The organism is Phytobacter sp. MRY16-398 (genome assembly GCF_003925915.1).
In the GTDB taxonomy this organism is placed as follows: Bacteria; Pseudomonadota; Gammaproteobacteria; order Enterobacterales; family Enterobacteriaceae; genus Phytobacter; species Phytobacter diazotrophicus.
In genome coordinates, this window is the sequence record NZ_AP018756.1 from 2795097 (window position 1) to 2812836 (window position 17740).

Consider the following 17740-nt stretch of genomic DNA (forward strand, 5'->3'; position numbering starts at 1 on the left):
AAGGAGAAGGCGATGCAACGCCGTACGGCAACCCTGGAAGATGTGGCGCGTGAGGCGGGTGTCTCAGAGCAAACCGTGTCACGCGTGCTGAATAAACCCGAGGTGGTGGCTGAACGTACCCGCGATAAAGTCATCCGTGCGATGCAGGCGTTGCACTATGTGCCGAACCGCTCGGCACAATTACTGGCCGGGAAATCGGCGCCGTCGATTGGCCTGATTACCGCGTCGTTAACGCTGCATGCCCCTTCGCAAATAGCCGCCGCGATCAAAAGTCACGCCAGCGCCCACGAGCTGGAGGTGGCGATCGCGATGCCCGCGACAGCCGATTACCCCTCGTTACAGGCGCGGCTGAATGAGTTTCGCGCACAGAACATCCGCGGCGCGATTATTAATCTGCCGTTGGAAGGGAGCATTGCCGAAAAACTGGTGAGTGAGAACCCGGATATCTGCTGTCTGTTTCTGGATATCTCGCCGGAGACCGATGTCTGCTGTGTACGCTTTGATCACATGGAGGGCTGCGGTGCCTGCGACACGCATCTGTGGGAATTAGGGCATCGGGAGTTTGGCTTACTGGCGGGGCCGGAAAGTTCAGTCTCCGCGCGGATGCGGCTCAGTAGCTGGCGTGAAGCATTGCATCGTCACGGTGTGCGTAATGCGGTGACGGTCTTCGGCGACTGGAGCGCGGCCAGCGGATGGCACAAAGCTTTTGAACTGTTACATCAGTATCCGAAGATCAGCGCCATTGTCGTGGCAAACGATCAGATGGCGCTGGGGGTGTTGAGCGCGCTGGCACAGCTCAATCGTACTGGCCGCAGGGCGGTATCTGTCACTGGCTATGACGACACGGCGGACAGCCTCTATTTCCAGCCGCCTCTGACTACCGTCGCGCAGGATTTCAACAAGCTCGGGAAGCGCGCCGTGGAGTTGTTGATTCAGCAGATGGCCGCCCCGCAGATGCGGATCCGTGAGCTGCTGCCGACGCGTCTGGTTATTCGCCAGTCTACCTGGCCGTACGGAGGCCGCGATGAAGATGAAAAAGACGATTTACTCAGGCAATTAAAAACGCTGGTGGAAAAATTGTAGCGCGTCAGGCCGTGCCTGCCCGTGAGAACGGCGGGGCGGGTAATGATGTGCAAAAGAACCCGTCACCGCCATGATAGAAATCTTAATGTCCGAGTGTGTTTAGTTTACGGGTGGAAAATCCACCACGGTATTATTGACGCGGTTGACCATGTTGGTAAACAGAATTGCGCTGATCGCACTGATGATTTCTATAACCTGGCGGTCGTTAAAACCTGCCGCCAGGAAGCGGGTTACCGTCTCTTCCGCCAGCGTACCGCGGGTTGAGACCACGGTTGCGACGAATTTCACCAGCGCATCAATACGGGCATCATCCGGATATTCGCCCCGGCGCAGTGCTTGTGTTTGCGCGAGGCTGTAACCGGCCATTTTGCCCGTTAAGGTATGCGCGGCCAGGCAGTAATCGCAGCCGGAGAGTTCACTCACGACCAGGTTAATGGCTTCCAGCTCCTGTTTACTCAGCGTACTTTTTGCCAGCGTGGCATTGTGTTGCAGCGCCTGGCCCAGGATCTCGGGCGCGATACCTATCGTCTGATATGCGTTTGGCACTTTACCCATTGCGCGTTTGATCATTGTGAAAAGATCGGCAGTTTTGCCTGTGGCATTTTCGACCTGAATTGCGGTTAAACGGCTCATAGTGTTCTCCTGTCAGTTAATGTGCGCCACCGTATTGGCGATGGACACATCATAGGGCGCAGGCCATGCTATTATTGCCCCCAAATCCTCTATTTTTTGTCTTATCGTCTCAGGAGTGCGCGTGGATAACCTCAGTTCATTACTGGCTGTGCTGGCACCGCAATGCGTGGTGAATCTTCATTGTCGGTTTAACGGGCGATGGGCTGCTGACCATCAGCAACTGCCAGCCGGGATTGTGCCATGGCATGTCATTATGCGGGGGGAGGCGCGCCTGCACATTGCAGGTAAAACCCTTAACGTGCGTGCCGGAGATATTCTGCTGCTTCCTCAGGGTTCGCCCCATATCCTTGAAAGCCTGGTGGACTGGGGACAAGTGGTACCCGCGCAGGGGCATCATAATGGCATTTTGACGCAGGTACGCACGGAAGGTTCGGGACCGTCCGTTGAGGTATTGTGCGGGGAGTTTTATTTTGGGGCGGACTGCACCTGGCTGTTCGCCGAAGAGAGCGAGCTTATCCATCTTCAGCCTGCGGAGCGCAAAAGCTTTCCGGAGCTGGAAATGTTACTGACGATGTTAGTCCGTGAAAGCCAGAACAGTTTACCAGGCAGTATGGCGATGGTTAAAGGGCTGGCAAATACGCTGCTGGCGATGATGCTGCGGATTTTACTTTCGCTGCGAGAACCGCCTCCGGGTATGCTGCGGCTGATGAGTGATAAGCGTCTGACGCCTGCGTTATTAGCAGTGTTCGCGGATCCGGCGTACCCGTGGACCCTTGAGTTAATGGCTGAGCGCTGTTTTTTATCGCGCGCAACCTTTGCCCGGTATTTTGCGCACAGTTATCACCAGACGCCACAATCGTGGCTGACACATTTGCGTATGGCGCTGGCCTCACGGTTACTGATTGATGAAAGGGTTCTGGCGGTGGATATCATTGCCGAAAGGTGTGGTTTTTTGTCGCTGTCATCATTCACCAAAGCCTTTAAAAAACGCTATGGCATCACCCCGGCCGTCTACCGAAAAGCGAGCCTGCAAAAACCGGGGAGGCGGGCAGACTCGCACCTTACTGCTTAATGCTACCTGCCCGTACGCAGTGACTGCGGCGGAATACCATAGCCGCGAATAAAAACCTCCCGCATATGACGCCGGTCGCGAAAACCGGCTTCACGGGCAATGGTATCCAGGGAGAGGCGGCTTTGTTCAATCATCAATCTTGCCGCTTCCAGCCGTAATCCTTCGATAGCTTTCGCCGGAGATTTCCCCGTTTCCTGACGAAACAGGCGGCTGAGCTGGCGGGCGCTGACATGCACGGCATCGGCCAGCAGTTCTACCGTCAGCGTTTTATGCAGGTTGTTGCGGGCATATTCGAGTGCGCTTTGCAGGCGATCTGAGCGAGGCGCCAGCGCCAGCATTTCGGAATGCTGTGTCTGGCCGCCTGAACGGCGCTGATTCATGACCAGGCGATGTGCCACAATACGGGCAATCTCCGCGCCCAGATCTTTTTCCACCATACCGAGCGCCATATCCAACCCGGCGGTCATCCCTGCCGAAGTCCAGATGGTGTCATCGATAATAAAGATACGGTCATCTTCAAGCTGAACGCCGGGATGCAGCGTGGTGAAACTGCGGGAGTGCGCCCAGTGTGTGGTGGCCCGTTTTTGCGCCAGAAGCCCGGCCTGTGCCAGCACAAAGGCGCCGGTGCAGATGCCCGCGATACGGCGTGCTTTTCGGGCAGAGGTTTGCAGAAAATGAATCACCGCCGGGCTTGCGGGCTCCTCTACCGGGGAAAGCACCCCCGCCACCAGCCAGGAATCAACCAGGGTTTCGTCGCTCAACTGTTCGGAATCCACGCCAATACCAGAGGAGGAACGCACCTTGCCACCGGATTCGGAATAGACCGTCAACTGGTAAAAAGGCTTTTCAGCCACGAAGTTGGCAAACTCAAATACCGTCAGCGTCGACAATGCCAGCATCTGAAAGTGGTCAGAAATAATCAATCCTATCCGGTGCATCGCAACCTCTTTATGGCAATTCAACATTTACCCATTGCGCAGAACGGGCGCGTAGCCGCTCCGATATACCCAGGCTGGCCAATGCCAGCAACAAAAACAGCATCGAGCTTATCATCACACCGTAAAAACCGCTCAGAGGATAAAGCCAGGACGCGACCGCTGAGCCAAAACCAATACCGCAGAACATAAAGGCGCTGGTTAAAGCCAGCGAAATCCCCCGCGTTTCTGCTGAGGAGATTTCCACGATGCGCCGCTGCTGCGTTGGCCATAGCAGGTCCGTTGAAAAGGCCCACACCACCAGCAGGATAAACAACCACGCCAGTTGAGCGGGTAGCAGCGTTATCAGCAGCATATCTGCGACCAGCAAGGTCATACCGATGATCAGTAAACGCTCCGCACTGTAAACGCGTGCAGCACGACTGACAAAAAGGTTGCCCAGTATGCCTGCCACGCCAATAACCGTTAACGCGATAGAGACATCGGTGGCCGCACCGTGCCAGCGGTCGCGGATCATCGGCGAGATAAACGCATACATATCGTATACCCCGGAGGTGATAAAAAAGACCACCAAAAACGCGGACAGCGATTTACCGTCGGTCAGCACCTGGCCGACATGGCGCAAACGGATATCGACGCCTTTAACCTCATTCGGCACCAGCAGCCACACACCTGTAGCGGTGATCAGACTTACCAGCGCGACAAGGGTAAACAAGCACCGCGCCCCCCAGGCATTGGCTATCCACGCGGCCAGCGGAATACCCACCATACTTGCCATCGACACGCCCAGCAAAATCATGGCAATGGCGCTGCCACGCTCCCTGGGGGACACTAACTCAGCGCCCAACGCCACCAGCACCGGGCCTATCAGCGACGCACCCAGCCCCATCACAATACGCGATATGACCAGCAATGCGTAATTCGGCGCAATGGCAAAAATAGCGGCCCCCAGCGCGAACACCAGCATGCCTGCCAGGACCTGGGTTCTGCGCATCATCGTGCCAAACATTACTTGCGCCAGCGGCGCACCCAGGGCAAACGTCAGGCCGAAAATAGAGAGCAAACGGGCGCTTTGCGCATCGCTGAGTCCCCATTCATGGGATATAGGCGCCAGGCTACCGGCAACGGAAAGGGAACCTGTTGCCTGAATAAAATAAGCAATACTCAGCGCCCAGAGCGCGCGGCGTTGCGGCGTGGAAATGTGGTTTTGCATCATAAACTCCAGCGAAGGGCAGTTGCCTGCCCGACATCCGATCACGCAACCGGGATTGGGTTTTCAACCATCGCCTGATTAAACGCGTTCACCATTGCGTGTTCATTCGCACCGGGGTTGGCGCGGGCAGGGAGCACGCTATCGACAATGGCTTCGGGGTTATCCGTAGCCAGTTTCTCGAAGGTCTGTTCGATAAAGTCTGCTAAGGGCATTGCCCGTGCATCGCCACTTTTGTAGATCAGATCGGTGTCCACCCACGGCGGTGCAATCTCTATCACGCTCACTCCCGCGTCGCGGAGTAAAAAGCGCTGGGAAAGGGTATAAGAGTGGATCGCGGCTTTGGTTGCGGAATAGAGCGCGTTAGTGACCAGTGGCAAAAAGGCCAGTATGGAACTGTTGTTGATCAGTACCGCATCATCTTGCTGTTTCAGATGCTCAACAAACGCGGCGCTCACACGAACGGTGCCCAGCAGATTGGTATCCAGCAGCGTGGTGGCCATCTCGTCATCCAGTTCCGCGGCGGGATTATCAAACGGCATAATCCCTGCGTTATTTATCACTACGTTCAGCGCCGGATAGCGAGACAGTACTTGCTGTGCCGCTTTTTTGATATCTGAAGCACTGGTGACATCGAGGACCACGTAATCCATACCCGGATTGGCGGCAGTCACGCTCTCCAGGAGCGCCTTACGACGACCAGAGATGATCACCTGATTGCCAAGCTGGTGAAATTTTTCGGCGATGGCGCGACCAATGCCTGAGGTGCCGCCCGTAATAAAAAGAGTGTTTCCGGTGAGTTTCATCATGTCATTCCTGTTGGATAAAAGGGTTAGCGGCCAGCGCTGTCGCGGTAGCGTTCAGCCGGGGTATTGCTCGAAAGATGTTGGATCATGGCCTTGCGGCTGTTTTCCATCGCCAGCCATTCTGCTTCGTTGTGCAAAGAAGGGATGGTGACAAGTTCACCGCGCAAAAAGCCTGTCAGCGCGGCATCCACCAGGTCATAAGGGCTCATAACTAACGATTTATCGAGCTGCTCCAGCGGGAGTCCGCCGTTATCCCAGAACGGTGTTGCCGTTGCGCCTGGCAATACGGCCTGGATCTGTATTCCTTTGTCGGCCAGTTCGTGGTGCAAGGACTGACTGAAGGCCAGCACAAACGCTTTTGTTCCGCCGTAAACACCGTTTAACAATTCCGGTGCGATGCTGACGATGGAAGAGATGTTGATGATGGCGCCGTTGCCACGCGCGACGAATCCGGGAACAACGGCATATGTCAGGCGAGTCAGCGCAACCACGTTCAGGTTAATCATCGCCTGCATCTGGTCGACATCGCTGGATAACAGCGGCGTGTGTGTGCCCGTGCCCGCATTGTTGACCAGTAAAGTGATGCTGGCATCGTCGCGTAGTTTTTTCTCGAGGGCGTTAAGTTGTTCGGCATCGCCAAGATCGGCCGCCACCACCTCAACATTGCGGGCCGTATCGGCGGTGATATGGCTTGCCATCTGATTCAGGCGGTTGTGATTGCGGGCAACAATAATCAGGTCGTAACCCATGCGTGCCAGGCGATTGGCGTAAATAGCACCGATGCCGGTTGATGCACCGGTGATCACGGCTGTGCCTTTACTGGGTTGTGTCGCGATGTTCATAGCAGGTTCCTTTCAGTCACCATTGATTCGATGGAAGAATCATAAGGAAGAAAGGAATGTCTTAAATGACGATAATGGTCGTTATTCAGGACATTCTGGATTCACCAGTGCGGTGACAGGTGATGTCGCAGCTTTACTGTTCGGACTTGCGAAGATGGCCTGCTTAAACGAAGCGATGCACAGTTATGCAATAAAATGCTGAAAAAATAATGGATAAGGCGTTTACTGGCACCGCCACAGTAGCGTTAATCCGAAACCAAATCAGGAAGGAAAAAGGGAATGAAGGGTTTTCTTAAAGCAGTAAGTGCAGTTTTTATGATTTCAGCCAGTTCTGCAGCGCTGGCGTCGTCTGTCCCCGCCACCGATACCACGCCGCAGATGGCCTATGAAGATATCTCACACTCTTTACCTGCGCTTGAACCTATTACCTTTCAGGCCAGTCCGGAAAAACACAAGTTGTTAGTTTTTGTAGATAATCAGTGCGTCTATTGCAGCTTCGTCGTCAAAAATATAAAGAAATATACGGATGCAGGTTTGACCATGTCGTTTCTGACTGTTGTTCCGTCATCAATAAAAGATTCGGTTATCGAAGATATGGCCAGAGTATGGTGTGCGTCAGATCGCCCGAAAAGCCTGCAAAATGCGATGGCGGGATTTTTACCGGCAAATGACAGCACGGAAAAATGTAAAAATCTGATCATTCAACAATCTGCACTTGCAGACCGGCTGGGCGTAAAGGTAACGCCCGCGATGGTTGTGCTCGATAGCTCCGCCCATACTTTCCTGGGCAGTGTATCGCCGGACAGAATTCTCTCTGAATTACACTAATATATTACACGGGCGGCCAGTCGCTATGTGTTTCATCGCCAGAACGGGCCGCCAAAGATCGTTGCTTTGGCGACGTGGATACTAGATGATCGTGACACTGGGCTGTGGAAATTGCACCGCAGCGACATGCACAAGCTTGCCAATAAAGACAATTTTTTCCCCTTTGCTTTCCAGAACATAAAAGGGTTTGATTAAAGGCCGCACAGCGGCCTCTTTACAGCACGGTCTTTATTACACCTGGGTCAGCCCGCCATCGACGCAAATTTCCGCACCGGCGATATAGCGGCTGTCATCACTGGCAAGGAACAGCGCGGCGCTGGCAATTTCCTCCGGCGTGCCCATTCTGCCTAACGGAATGGCGCTGATGATCCCCTGACGGAACGCCTCCGATGCGGCGGCCATCATCTCCGTGTCCACCGGACCGGGTGCGACGACATTCACCCGAATACCGCGGGGGGCGAGTTCACGTGTCCAGGTACGTGCAAAAGAGCGCAGCGCGGCTTTGCTGGCGCTGTAGACCCCATAACCTTCCGAGCCAATAACGTCGGCTATCGAACCAATTAACACCACGCTGGCGCCGGGTTTCAGCAGGGGCAGGGCCGCCTGCAACGCAAACACCGGAGAGCGGACATTCAGCCCAAAAATCTGCTCAAAATGATCGGCGGAAATCTGTTCCAGCGTCGCATGTTCCGACATACCGGCGTTAATCACCAGCACGTCAATATGACCGGATTCGGCCTGCACTTTTTCCATAATTCGGATGAGCTCGCTTTGCTGGCTGACATCGGCGCGCAATGGCAGGGCATTGTTTCCGATGGTGGCAGCGGCGGCCTGCAACTCTTCATCCCGACGAGACGTAAACCAGGTGGCGGCACCTTCGTGGGCGAAACGTTGGCTAATCGCCAGACCGATGCCTTTGGCTCCGCCCAGTACGACGGACACTTTATTATTGAGTCTGTTCATCATTGCTCTCCTCAGTGAGTGGAAAACAGATGATATAAGTTTTATATTTAGTATCAATTACGCACTTTGTTTATACCAGATATCAATGGATATACCGACATGACAAAAATTGATTGCAACAGCCTGAGAGAAGTAGGAAAAACGCGTCCGGTGCTTGAGCACATCACCAACAAATGGTCGATTCTGATCCTGACCGTACTGTGCACGGAACCTTCGCGCTTCAATGAGATACGCCGCCGCCTGGATGGCATTACCCACAAGGCGCTTGCTGATGCTCTCAAGCGCCTTGAACGCAACGGTTTGATATACCGAAAAGTGCTGCCCACCATGCCGGTTGGGGTGGAATACAGTATTACCCCTTTAGGACATTCGCTGCGTGAACCTTTCGAGGCGCTTTACCACTGGGCGCTGGAACATGGTCCGACTCTGGAGGCTGCGCAAAAAGAGTATGACAAACAGCGACATGAAGAAGAGTCCGTCGTCTGACAGAACGTTTTGCTGCTAAAAGAGATATCCCGTGGGTTATTTTTAAGCGGGATACTGAGCGTCAGTGCGTATTTCTGAAACAGGCTGGTAAAATAGCCGCGTGTTTGCGCAAAACGTTATTTATTTTAAATGCAACTTTCATATGAAGGGTGGCTGAATATCTTTTGTACGTTTGCTTGTATATCAGATACGCAAATCCAGACGTATTGTGTTAACATTTGTGCCACTACAATCTGTATCCCGTTAGTTTTTTTCATAAAACAAAACAAATAGATGATCTTTATCATTACGCTCAAGGTTTACCCTGACTACAATAAAATAAAGCAAGAATGAATTGCGCTGTAGAGGTAGGGGATGAATATGAAATGGATCCGTTATAAAAAAAGATTGCATCGGCTAACTACCATTATCCCCGGCTGCGAATATCGGCTGGCCATTCCCGAAGAACGGGCGGCAGTAACCGTTGATCGCGTCGCACTGGAAAAGGTCGTCCGCGAACATTATGGGCTGAAGTGGCACTGAATAATAATGCAAAATTAGCTGCATAATAAACGCCCTGGCGAAGGCCGGGGTGTAAATTTTATCCTCTCTTATACCCCTCTCTGTTTATCGTCTTCTTGCCTGCGTATTTTTACTCTTATGTTCCTTTAAAAATGACACCAGCCTCACTTATCAAAAATTGCACTTTTACCTGTCATGATCTGCAACCAGACGATGCTTGTTTTATTGCGCACGGGGGTTGAGCAATTGCGGCCCGTTGGGGGAGAGAACGGCGTCACAAGAAAACAATGGGTACGTTGCATAACGCGCTTACCACTCACCTTTTAGTCGCAGAATGTCAGGTTTCGTTACATTTTTTTTGGCCTGCGGGTCAGAGAGAGTCACGAAGCGCCATCCTGCCGACATGGCATTTTTGCGTACTGAAAAATCAGTTGATTAGCCCGAATTAATATCTCTCGGCTCTATTATCAGGATACGCAATACCGTTTCGCCTCATCTAAAAACCCTGCATTCAGTAAGATTTTTATCGCTTTTTAGCCTCGAGGAATGGCGGCCTGTAAACCCTATGCTAAATTTTTCCTGACCCAACAAAGAGGTCGAACAGAGAGGAAACGGTATGAAATTCAATGACGAGCGTACGGGACTCATTGGATTAGCCATTGGGGCCGCCGTTATTGGGCTGATTTCGGGCGGTAAGGTTATTAATCGGGACAATATCATTGAAGAGATAGAGCGTCAGGGCAGAAACAGGGGCGACGGGGTGGAGGATGCCATTTTTACGCAGGCGGCGAGTCTGGTAATGAAAGGGAAATAAAGGCCCACTATTTTGCGTGGCGTCACATTAAGGCCATGACAAATGTGATTCCGGGGCTTAGTTTGCCATCGTTTAGTCTTTATTTAGGAAACGGTGGGTAGATTAAACGTGATCCGTTAATCCTGTGGCTACAGGGTAGCGTATAGACCAAAACACAAATCTATCCATGCAAGCATTTTACCGTCAGTGTGAACTGGCGGTTTTTTTTGCCTGCATTACGGCAAAAAAGAAGGCCCCTCGCGGCGTATCGGCGCGAGGGGCCTGTTTAGTGGGGGATTATCTCCGTTCATTAGTCGTCCCATTTATGGCTAAAATAAGCAGCAAGAAAACCAGAAAATAAAATGATTCCCAGCACTGCAATAAAAACATGCATATTTCCTAACATGGTTACTCTCCTTTTATCGAATAATACTAACCTCACTTACCTTTCGTTATTTGCCGCGTTGAATGGAATACTACCTCATTGAATCTAAACAATAGCTTAATTATGTGAACTATTTATTCACCAGCGTAAATTTTTTGCGAAATTGTCCTGGGGTGAGTGCGTAATGTTGCTGAAAATGATGGCGCAGGGCGGCACCATTGCTAAAACCGATTTGTTCGGCAATCACGTCGATATTCATTCGTGACTGGGTTAGCAACTCTTCGGCCCGCCGCAGACGGGCCTGCAAAATCCAGCGGGCGGGTGTAGTGCCCGTGGATTCCGCAAACCGGCGTAAAAACGTGCGCGGGCTCATGCCGACATGACGGGCCAGCGACTCAACGGTATGGCTTGCGGCGAGTTGCTGGTGCACAAAATCAAACAGTTTCCCCAGCGACTGACTCTCCCGCGAACGGGCCACCGGTGCCGTCACTTTTTGCGTCTGGGTCCCGTCGCGGTGGGGCTGAACCACCAGACGCTGGGCAACATTATTGGCGATGTCGCGACCGAAATCGGTGCGGACAACATGCAGACACAGATCGATGCCTGCCGCGCTACCCGCAGAGGTCATCACGCGGCCCTCATCATAGTAGAGCGCATCTTCCAGCACCTCGATTGCCGGATAGCGCTGACGCAGCAGATCAGTGTAGCGCCAGTGGGTTGTCGCTTTTCGTCCGTTGAGGAGCCCGGCCGCGGCAAGCACGAAAACCCCGGAGCAAATAGACATTATCCGGCATCCGCGCTGATGGGCCTGGCGAAGTGCCTGGCAAAGCGTCTCCGGTACCGGCATTTGCGCGCCGCGCCAGCCTGGAACAATGATTGTATCGGCCTGTTCGAGCAGTTCCACGCCGCCTTCGGTCACAATGCGGATACCGCCGGTCGCACGCAGTTCCCCTTCATCCACCGCCGCAACGGCGAAGCGATACCAGTTCTCGCCCAGTTCGGGGCGTGGCAGACCAAAAATTTCCACGGCGACGCCAAACTCAAAAGTACATAAACCGTCATAAGCGAGAGCGACGACCAGGTGTTGATGTTCGTGGGGCAGTGAAATTGTCATGTTTTTGCGGTTATCTGGCATAAAGCTATACAGTCGCTGTGTCCTGTTTTCGTTACATTAGTGTTAACACAAACCTGGAGAAAGCACTATGAGCTATGTATCGGAAGTTCCTGCCGCCTCGCCTGAGATTACCGCCAGCCACTTTTTGCGCCGCCTGAGCGTCGAGACAGATTGCGCCGACGTTCACCACGCGTTAAACCACGAAGAGCAAGATTTTGTGTTGTTACATGTGGTGGGCAGCCCGGAGACCTTCGCCAGGCGCCATATTCCCGGCGCGATCCATCTGCCGCATTCGCAAATGACACCAGAACGCATGGCGCAATGGCCCCAGGATACCCTCTTTGTTGTCTATTGCGCAGGCCCCCATTGTAATGGGGCAGACCGTGCGGCGCTCAAACTGGCGCGGTTGGGGCTGGCGGTGAAAATTATGATCGGCGGGATAACCGGCTGGGAAGATGAAGGGTACAGTTTCGCGGCAAGATGAATTTTTTTCATGTGTGATGAGAAAATCTCGTTTGCCACACAGATGCTGCGTATGACATTTTATTTGGACGTTTAGCCATCCAGAAGGCTAAAAATTCAAATAATGAACTATCACGCCGGGAAACTATCTGGCCCGGCGTGCAAGGAGATCACCATGCAGCAGCGTCATCAGGCCCCGTTCCGCGCAGACGTAGTAGGCAGCTTCCTGCGTCCGGATGCCATTAAACAGGCTCGTCAACAATTTGCGCAGGGCACAATCAGCGCACAGCAACTGCGTACCGTGGAAAACGAGGCTATTCGTCAGGTGGTTCAGCAGCAGTGTGACTGCGGCTTGCATGTGGTGACCGACGGGGAGTTCCGCCGCGCCTGGTGGCATTTCGATTTCTTTGATGGTCTGCAGGGCGTTGAGCGTTACGACGCGGATAAAGGCATCCAGTTCAATGGTGTGCAGACCAAAGCACACGGCGTACGGGTGACCGGGAAACTCGGTTTTGGCGATCACCCAATGCTGGAAGACTTTGTTTACCTGAAAAGCATCAGCGGTAATGCCCAGCCGAAGATGACCATTCCAAGCCCGAGCGTGCTGCATTTCCGTGGTGGCCGTAAAGATATCGACGCCACCGTCTACCCGGACCTGGCAGACTATTTTGACGATCTTGCGACCACCTGGCGTGACGCGATCCATGCGTTCTACGCCGCAGGTTGTCGATATCTGCAACTGGACGATACCGTCTGGGCCTACCTGTGCTCTGACGATCAGCGCCGTCAGATAGTGGAGCGTGGTGAAGACCCTGATGAGCTGGCGCGAATCTATGCCCGCGTACTGAATAAAGCGCTGGAAGGCAAACCGGCGGACTTAACGATTGGTCTGCACGTCTGTCGCGGCAATTTCCGCTCTACCTGGATTTCCGAAGGCGGCTATGAGCCGGTGGCGGAAGTATTGTTTGGCAGCGTGAATGTCGATGCGTTCTACCTTGAGTATGACAATGACCGCTCCGGTGATTTTGCGCCGCTGCGCTTTATTCGCCCAGGCAAACAGCAGGTGGTGCTGGGGCTGATTACCACCAAAAATGGGGAGCTGGAGAACCCGGAAGGCATCAAAGCGCGCTTACAGGAGGCGGCGAAATATGTCAGCCTGAATCAGCTTTGCCTGAGCCCGCAGTGTGGTTTTGCCTCAACGGAGGAGGGGAACACGCTGACAGCAGAGCAACAATGGGATAAAGTGCGCCTGGTTACGCAGATAGCGGAAGAGGTGTGGTAATCCGCCAGTCATAACGACAAACAGAATACTTTGGGCATGCAGGTCACCCTGCATGTCCTTTCTTTATTTATTCGGCCAGGCCAGAACCAGACACAAGGGAGCCATTAATGGCGACAAAAAGGGATAAATCGGAGCAGATTTGTGGACACTGAGGTGATGGCGTCGCGCGGCCAACGGGCCTTTCACTCTTCTTCTTTTCGCTACCTGTTCTTTGGCCGCCTGCTGACCGTGCTGGGAAACGGCATTGCCCCGATTGCGCTGGCGTTTGCGGTGCTGGATATCGGCGGCTCCGCGACGGACTTAGGGCTGGTTGTGGCGGCACGTTCACTCTTCAACGTTATCTTCTTGCTGCTCGGCGGTGTGCTGGCGGACCGCTATTCACGAAGCCTGGTGCTGGTCTCCTCTTCGCTGGTGGCGGCAGTGGCCCAGGGGATGGTGGCCTGGCTGGTGCTCGACGGCAGCGCAACCATTATGCTGCTGGCTGTGCTCGGCGCGCTTAACGGCGCGGCGGCGGGCATCGCGTTGCCTGCCTCCTCGGCGATGGTGCCGCAGACGGTCCCCCTGCGTACCCTGCGCGAAGCGAATGCTCTTATCCAGCTTGGCGTGTATGGCGGTACGGTGATTGGTGCGTCGCTTGGCGGTATGCTCACCAGCACTATCGGTCCTGGATGGGGGCTGGCGATTGATGCGCTTGGCTTTGCGGCCTCGGCTCCGCTCTACTTACTGATTCGTGTTGGGGCAATCGCATCACATGAAACGCAATCAAATATCCTGCAGGATTTGCGCGATGGCTGGAAAGAGTTTATCGCCCGTACCTGGGTCTGGGCGATTGTGGTGCAGTTTACTATTGTCAATGCAGCCTTTAGTGGGATGGCGATGGTACTCGGCCCCATCGTGGCGGATGAAACCTTTGGCCGTACCGGCTGGGGGCTCGGCGTGGCGGCACAGAGCATTGGCCTGATTGCCGGTTCGCTGATTGCGCTGCGCTGGCGTCCCCGACGCGATCTGTTTATTGGGGTGATACTGGTTAACTTTTGCGCGTTGCCGTTACTGGCTTTGGGAATCTATCCCACGACGACCGCATTGATGGCTGGTTTCTTCCTGGCCGGCGTGAGCTTTGGTCTGTTTGGCGTGGTCTGGGCGCAGTCACTGCAAACCCATATCCCGCCTGAAAAACTGGCGCGGGTGTATGCCTATGATGCCCTGGGCTCGTTTGTTGCCATCCCGGTTGGTGAAATTGCCGCCGGTCCGCTGGCACAGCACTATGGCAGCACGCCTGTCCTGCTGGCCTGCGCGCTGGCGGTGGTGCTGGCGACGGTGGCGGCCTGCTTTGTTCCCGCCATTCGTTTGCTCGACAACTCGCCGCAGATCCGCCCGAACCGCTAAAGCACAGGCAGGCGTTAGCTTGTCTGCAACGCACCCAGTGGTTTTGCCTGCATCCCCCGCAGCATCATCAGCCAGGCCAGCACGATGGTGACCATCATAATGACAAAGAGCGTCCATGCCGGCAGGGTGGTCAGGATAATCCCGGTTAACAGCGGGTTCATTGCCGCGCCCAGCCAGCCCAGCGCCTGGGCTGAGAAGTAGCTCGCTTTCATCCCTGGCGGGGCAATGTTATCGATCAGCATGTACTCGCCGGGGGCATAAATCACTTCGCCAAGGGTAAAGACGGCGGCCGACACGCCCCAGAACCAGAGATTGTCCCCTGAGAACATAAACCCGCCCAGCCCCAGCACAAAGCAGACGGTGCCGAAGGCCATTAACGGGCGCAGGTTGTTTGCCGTCAGCTTACTGCCCAGCCCATATTGCAACGTCACTACCACTGCGGCATTCACCGGCAGTACTACGGCAACGACCTTCTCGGCAAAGTCGCCGTCGGCGATCGACATGACATACTGCGCAATACAAGACGCAAACGACCCGGCAACAAAGGAGGCCAGCAGGCCGGATAAGGTAAACCAGCGTAGCGCGCGGTCACGCAATAACACCGATGGCGACCAGGCCACGCTGTTTTCGCTGCTCTGCGCCACGCGCACGCGGCGAACAAATAGCTGAATAAACACCAGGGGTATCGCGGAACAGAAGGCCGCGAGCCAGAAAGGCAGATTGATGCTGTACATGACCAGCATCGTGCCGATCGGCGGCCCGACGGTCCAGCCGATATTAATAAACGTATAGTTGAGCGAAAAAATCCGCGCTTTCGCCGCCGCGCCCAGCGTATCGGAAAAATAGGCTTTCAGAACGGTCGAAAATACCGAATAGGCGCAGTTAATGAGCGAGAAAAATAACACCACCAGACCGGCATGGCTGACCAGTGGAATAGCGCTAAAACCAAGCAGGAAGACGGCGATGGCCAGCAACATATAGCGCTTTTTATCGAATTTATCCGCCAGGATACCGAAGCCAAGACTAAAGACCACGCCAATGGTCAACGCCGTCGTCATTGCGTAACCCACCTGGTCAACGGACATGGCGTACTGGCGATTGAGATAGATAGTCATGAATGGCAGCGTTGCGCCGCGGCCAATGGTTAACAGCAACGACGACGCCAGTAGCGCGGCGGTAGAGCGCTTTTGTGTTGAGATCATTTTCCTGCCCGACAATGCCTGTTGTTATAGTTTTTTGTGATGTCTAACAGCAATAACATGCATAAAGCGTGATGTACATCGGTTGATTTATCCGTGGATGCCAAAACTGACCTGCCAAAAATAATGATCTGTCTCTGGACTGTTTTTTGCGTTAACGTAAATTTTTACAAAAGTTTAAAAATCAGAGGCGAAGAATGACGCGTAAAGATGGACTGCTGGCGCTGTTGGTTGTGGTGGTATGGGGCCTGAATTTTGTGGTGATCAAAGTCGGGCTGCACAACATGCCTCCACTTATGCTGGCGGGTTTACGCTTCGTTCTGGTGGCCTTTCCGGCACTGCTGTTTATTGCGCGCCCTAAAGTGCCTCTGCGCTTACTGTTGGGCTACGGTCTGACCATCAGTTTCGGGCAGTTTGCGTTCTTATTTTGCGCCATCAAGTTCGGCATGCCTGCGGGCCTTGCGTCACTGGTTCTGCAGGCGCAGGCGTTTTTCACCATCATCCTTGGCGCAGGCGTTTTCGGCGAACGTCTGCAGGGGAAACAATTGGCGGGCATTGCGCTGGCGGTCTTCGGCGTGCTGGTGCTGATTGAGGCCAGCCTGAGCGGGCAACACATTCCGATGATCGGTTTTGCCCTTACCCTCGCGGCGGCGTTCAGTTGGGCCTGCGGCAATATCTTCAATAAAAAAATCATGAGCCACAGCTCACGCCCGCCGGTCATGTCGCTGGTGGTCTGGAGCGCCTTGATTCCGATTATTCCCTTTATGGTGGCATCGCTGGTCTTTGAAGGCCCGGCGTCGATGCGACAAAGCCTGGTCAGTATTGACCTGACGACTATTCTGTCGCTGGTTTATCTGGCGTTTGTGGCGACGATTGTCGGCTATGGTATCTGGGGTTCGCTGCTTGGGCGTTATGAAACCTGGCGCGTGGCGCCGCTGTCGCTGCTGGTGCCGGTGGTCGGGATGGCCAGTGCCGCGCTACTGCTGGGTGAGTCGTTGTCCCTGTTGCAACTGGGCGGGGCGGTGCTGATTATGGCGGGGCTGTACATCAATGTGTTTGGTTTTCGCTTACGTCGGGCAGTTCAGGCGTAAGAGATAAAAAAAGCCCCGCCGAAGGCGGGGCAAAACGATTAGGTGCGCTCGTTGTAGTAAGGCACGCCCAATTCGTCGGATTTATCACTCCCGGCTCCCATGTGGTTAAAGTCGAAAGGCGACTGTTCATGGGAGGTGGGCATTACCATTGTGTCACGTGGGTTCTGTTTCGCAGGGTGTGCGAATTGTTCCGCATAACTCTGGCCGGTCAGTAACACCATCACGGTGAGGGCGGCACAGGCAATACGTTTCATGATTTCCTCGATACGTCTTTAAAACAGGCGATTAGCAATTACAGTGGTTTAACGGAAATAGATAGCGAGACTCTCCGGGTATTTCTGTCACACGATACTTGTGTGGCGGCACGTCAAAGTAGTTTTTGAACGTGCGCGTCAGGGTTTGTTGCGATTCAAACCCATAGCGCTCCGCGAGATACAGGATCGGTTCATTACTGCCTTTCAGCTTCTGTGCGATTTCAGTCAGCTTACGGCTGCGAATGTACTGTCCCAGGGAGTGCCCCGTCTCTTTTTTAAACATCCGTTGCAGGTGCCATTTGGAGTAACCCGAACGCTCTGACACTTTTTCCAGTGAGAGCGGCGATTCCAGGTTATCTTCAATCCAGTCCAAAATGCTATGAATAGTGATGGCGTCAGTATTGCGTCTGGACAT

General features: G+C 53.9%; 21 protein-coding genes. 10 read left to right on the forward strand and 11 right to left on the reverse strand.

Translation table 11 applies throughout. From position 1 onward, the window contains the following. Positions 1-12: 12 nt before the first annotated feature. Complete coding sequence (locus MRY16398_RS13860) at positions 13-1083, forward strand: LacI family DNA-binding transcriptional regulator (RefSeq protein ID WP_125124612.1); 1071 nt, start codon at positions 13-15, stop codon at positions 1081-1083. Between the two features lie 99 nt (positions 1084-1182). Here the strand turns inward: MRY16398_RS13860 and MRY16398_RS13865 are convergent, their stop codons facing one another. After that, entirely contained in the window at positions 1183-1716 is a 534-nt protein-coding gene (locus MRY16398_RS13865; protein ID WP_039078903.1) for a carboxymuconolactone decarboxylase family protein, read from the reverse strand. Positions 1717-1837: 121 nt separating this feature from the next. On the opposite strand from MRY16398_RS13865, the gene MRY16398_RS13870 reads away from it, so the two are divergent. Further along, positions 1838-2788: an AraC family transcriptional regulator gene (locus MRY16398_RS13870; protein ID WP_125124613.1), complete on the forward strand. Its 951-nt coding sequence runs from the start codon at positions 1838-1840 to the stop codon at positions 2786-2788. 2 nt (positions 2789-2790) lie between these two features. On the opposite strand, the gene MRY16398_RS13875 is transcribed toward MRY16398_RS13870, so the two are convergent. From MRY16398_RS13875 to MRY16398_RS13890, 4 genes are read right to left on the reverse strand one after another with little or no spacing between them, the layout of a single operon-like run. Then, positions 2791-3726: a GlxA family transcriptional regulator gene (locus tag MRY16398_RS13875; RefSeq protein WP_039078904.1), complete on the reverse strand. Its 936-nt coding sequence runs from the start codon at positions 3724-3726 to the stop codon at positions 2791-2793. 10 nt (positions 3727-3736) lie between these two features. Beyond that, entirely contained in the window at positions 3737-4936 is a 1200-nt protein-coding gene (locus tag MRY16398_RS13880; protein ID WP_110295258.1) for an MFS transporter, read from the reverse strand. Between the two features lie 41 nt (positions 4937-4977). Further along, positions 4978-5739 (reverse strand): SDR family oxidoreductase, encoded by a 762-nt coding sequence (locus MRY16398_RS13885; RefSeq protein WP_125125672.1) that lies wholly within the window; start codon positions 5737-5739, stop codon positions 4978-4980. 26 nt (positions 5740-5765) lie between these two features. After that, positions 5766-6581, reverse strand: a complete 816-nt coding sequence (locus tag MRY16398_RS13890; RefSeq protein WP_125124614.1) for an SDR family NAD(P)-dependent oxidoreductase — start codon at positions 6579-6581, stop codon at positions 5766-5768. Between the two features lie 279 nt (positions 6582-6860). On the opposite strand from MRY16398_RS13890, the gene MRY16398_RS13895 reads away from it, so the two are divergent. Next, entirely contained in the window at positions 6861-7409 is a 549-nt protein-coding gene (locus MRY16398_RS13895; protein ID WP_125124615.1) for a thioredoxin fold domain-containing protein, read from the forward strand. 231 nt (positions 7410-7640) lie between these two features. Here the strand turns inward: MRY16398_RS13895 and MRY16398_RS13900 are convergent, their stop codons facing one another. Further along, on the reverse strand, positions 7641-8372 hold the full coding sequence (locus MRY16398_RS13900; RefSeq protein WP_039078909.1) for an SDR family NAD(P)-dependent oxidoreductase: 732 nt from the start codon (positions 8370-8372) through the stop codon (positions 7641-7643). A 99-nt stretch (positions 8373-8471) separates the two neighbouring features. On the opposite strand from MRY16398_RS13900, the gene MRY16398_RS13905 reads away from it, so the two are divergent. The 3 genes from MRY16398_RS13905 (at position 8472) to MRY16398_RS13910 (ending at position 10173) form a co-directional block, all read left to right on the forward strand. Next, entirely contained in the window at positions 8472-8858 is a 387-nt protein-coding gene (locus MRY16398_RS13905; RefSeq protein ID WP_079498229.1) for a winged helix-turn-helix transcriptional regulator, read from the forward strand. 360 nt (positions 8859-9218) lie between these two features. Further along, a complete protein-coding gene (locus MRY16398_RS30610; protein WP_158276519.1) occupies positions 9219-9380 on the forward strand; it encodes a hypothetical protein in 162 nt (53 codons plus the stop codon). A gap of 595 nt (positions 9381-9975) precedes the next feature. Further along, positions 9976-10173, forward strand: coding sequence for a hypothetical protein (locus MRY16398_RS13910; RefSeq protein WP_039078911.1), 198 nt, complete (start codon positions 9976-9978; stop codon positions 10171-10173). A 289-nt stretch (positions 10174-10462) separates the two neighbouring features. Here the strand turns inward: MRY16398_RS13910 and mgtS are convergent, their stop codons facing one another. Together mgtS and ftrA are read right to left on the reverse strand one after the other, a co-directional pair. Continuing rightward, positions 10463-10558 carry a protein MgtS gene (mgtS, locus tag MRY16398_RS13915; RefSeq protein ID WP_039078912.1) on the reverse strand — a complete coding sequence of 32 codons (96 nt, stop codon included), beginning with the start codon at positions 10556-10558 and terminating at the stop codon, positions 10463-10465. A 109-nt stretch (positions 10559-10667) separates the two neighbouring features. Continuing rightward, positions 10668-11672: a transcriptional regulator FtrA gene (gene ftrA / locus MRY16398_RS13920; protein ID WP_039078913.1), complete on the reverse strand. Its 1005-nt coding sequence runs from the start codon at positions 11670-11672 to the stop codon at positions 10668-10670. A gap of 67 nt (positions 11673-11739) precedes the next feature. Between ftrA and MRY16398_RS13925 the strand changes: the two genes are divergently transcribed. The 3 genes from MRY16398_RS13925 to MRY16398_RS13935 all read left to right on the forward strand — a co-directional run bounded on the left by MRY16398_RS13925 (position 11740) and on the right by MRY16398_RS13935 (position 14781). Continuing rightward, on the forward strand, positions 11740-12135 hold the full coding sequence (locus MRY16398_RS13925; protein ID WP_039078914.1) for a rhodanese-like domain-containing protein: 396 nt from the start codon (positions 11740-11742) through the stop codon (positions 12133-12135). Between the two features lie 153 nt (positions 12136-12288). After that, on the forward strand, positions 12289-13395 hold the full coding sequence (locus MRY16398_RS13930) for a cobalamin-independent methionine synthase II family protein (protein ID WP_107222775.1): 1107 nt from the start codon (positions 12289-12291) through the stop codon (positions 13393-13395). 156 nt (positions 13396-13551) lie between these two features. Then, complete coding sequence (locus tag MRY16398_RS13935; RefSeq protein ID WP_039078916.1) at positions 13552-14781, forward strand: MFS transporter; 1230 nt, start codon at positions 13552-13554, stop codon at positions 14779-14781. A 14-nt stretch (positions 14782-14795) separates the two neighbouring features. On the opposite strand, the gene ydeE is transcribed toward MRY16398_RS13935, so the two are convergent. Further along, a complete protein-coding gene (ydeE, locus tag MRY16398_RS13940) occupies positions 14796-15983 on the reverse strand; it encodes an efflux MFS transporter YdeE (protein WP_110295260.1) in 1188 nt (395 codons plus the stop codon). Positions 15984-16177: 194 nt separating this feature from the next. Here ydeE and eamA point away from each other — a divergent pair, with 194 nt between their 5' ends. After that, on the forward strand, positions 16178-17071 hold the full coding sequence (gene eamA, locus MRY16398_RS13945) for an O-acetylserine/cysteine exporter (RefSeq protein ID WP_079498234.1): 894 nt from the start codon (positions 16178-16180) through the stop codon (positions 17069-17071). Positions 17072-17109: 38 nt separating this feature from the next. Here the strand turns inward: eamA and marB are convergent, their stop codons facing one another. Together marB and marA are read right to left on the reverse strand one after the other, a co-directional pair. Continuing rightward, positions 17110-17325: a multiple antibiotic resistance protein MarB gene (gene marB / locus MRY16398_RS13950; RefSeq protein WP_039078919.1), complete on the reverse strand. Its 216-nt coding sequence runs from the start codon at positions 17323-17325 to the stop codon at positions 17110-17112. Positions 17326-17356: 31 nt separating this feature from the next. Continuing rightward, the gene (marA, locus tag MRY16398_RS13955) at positions 17357-17740 is read right to left on the reverse strand and encodes an MDR efflux pump AcrAB transcriptional activator MarA (protein ID WP_139153698.1); all 384 of its coding nucleotides are present in this window, start codon (positions 17738-17740) and stop codon (positions 17357-17359) included.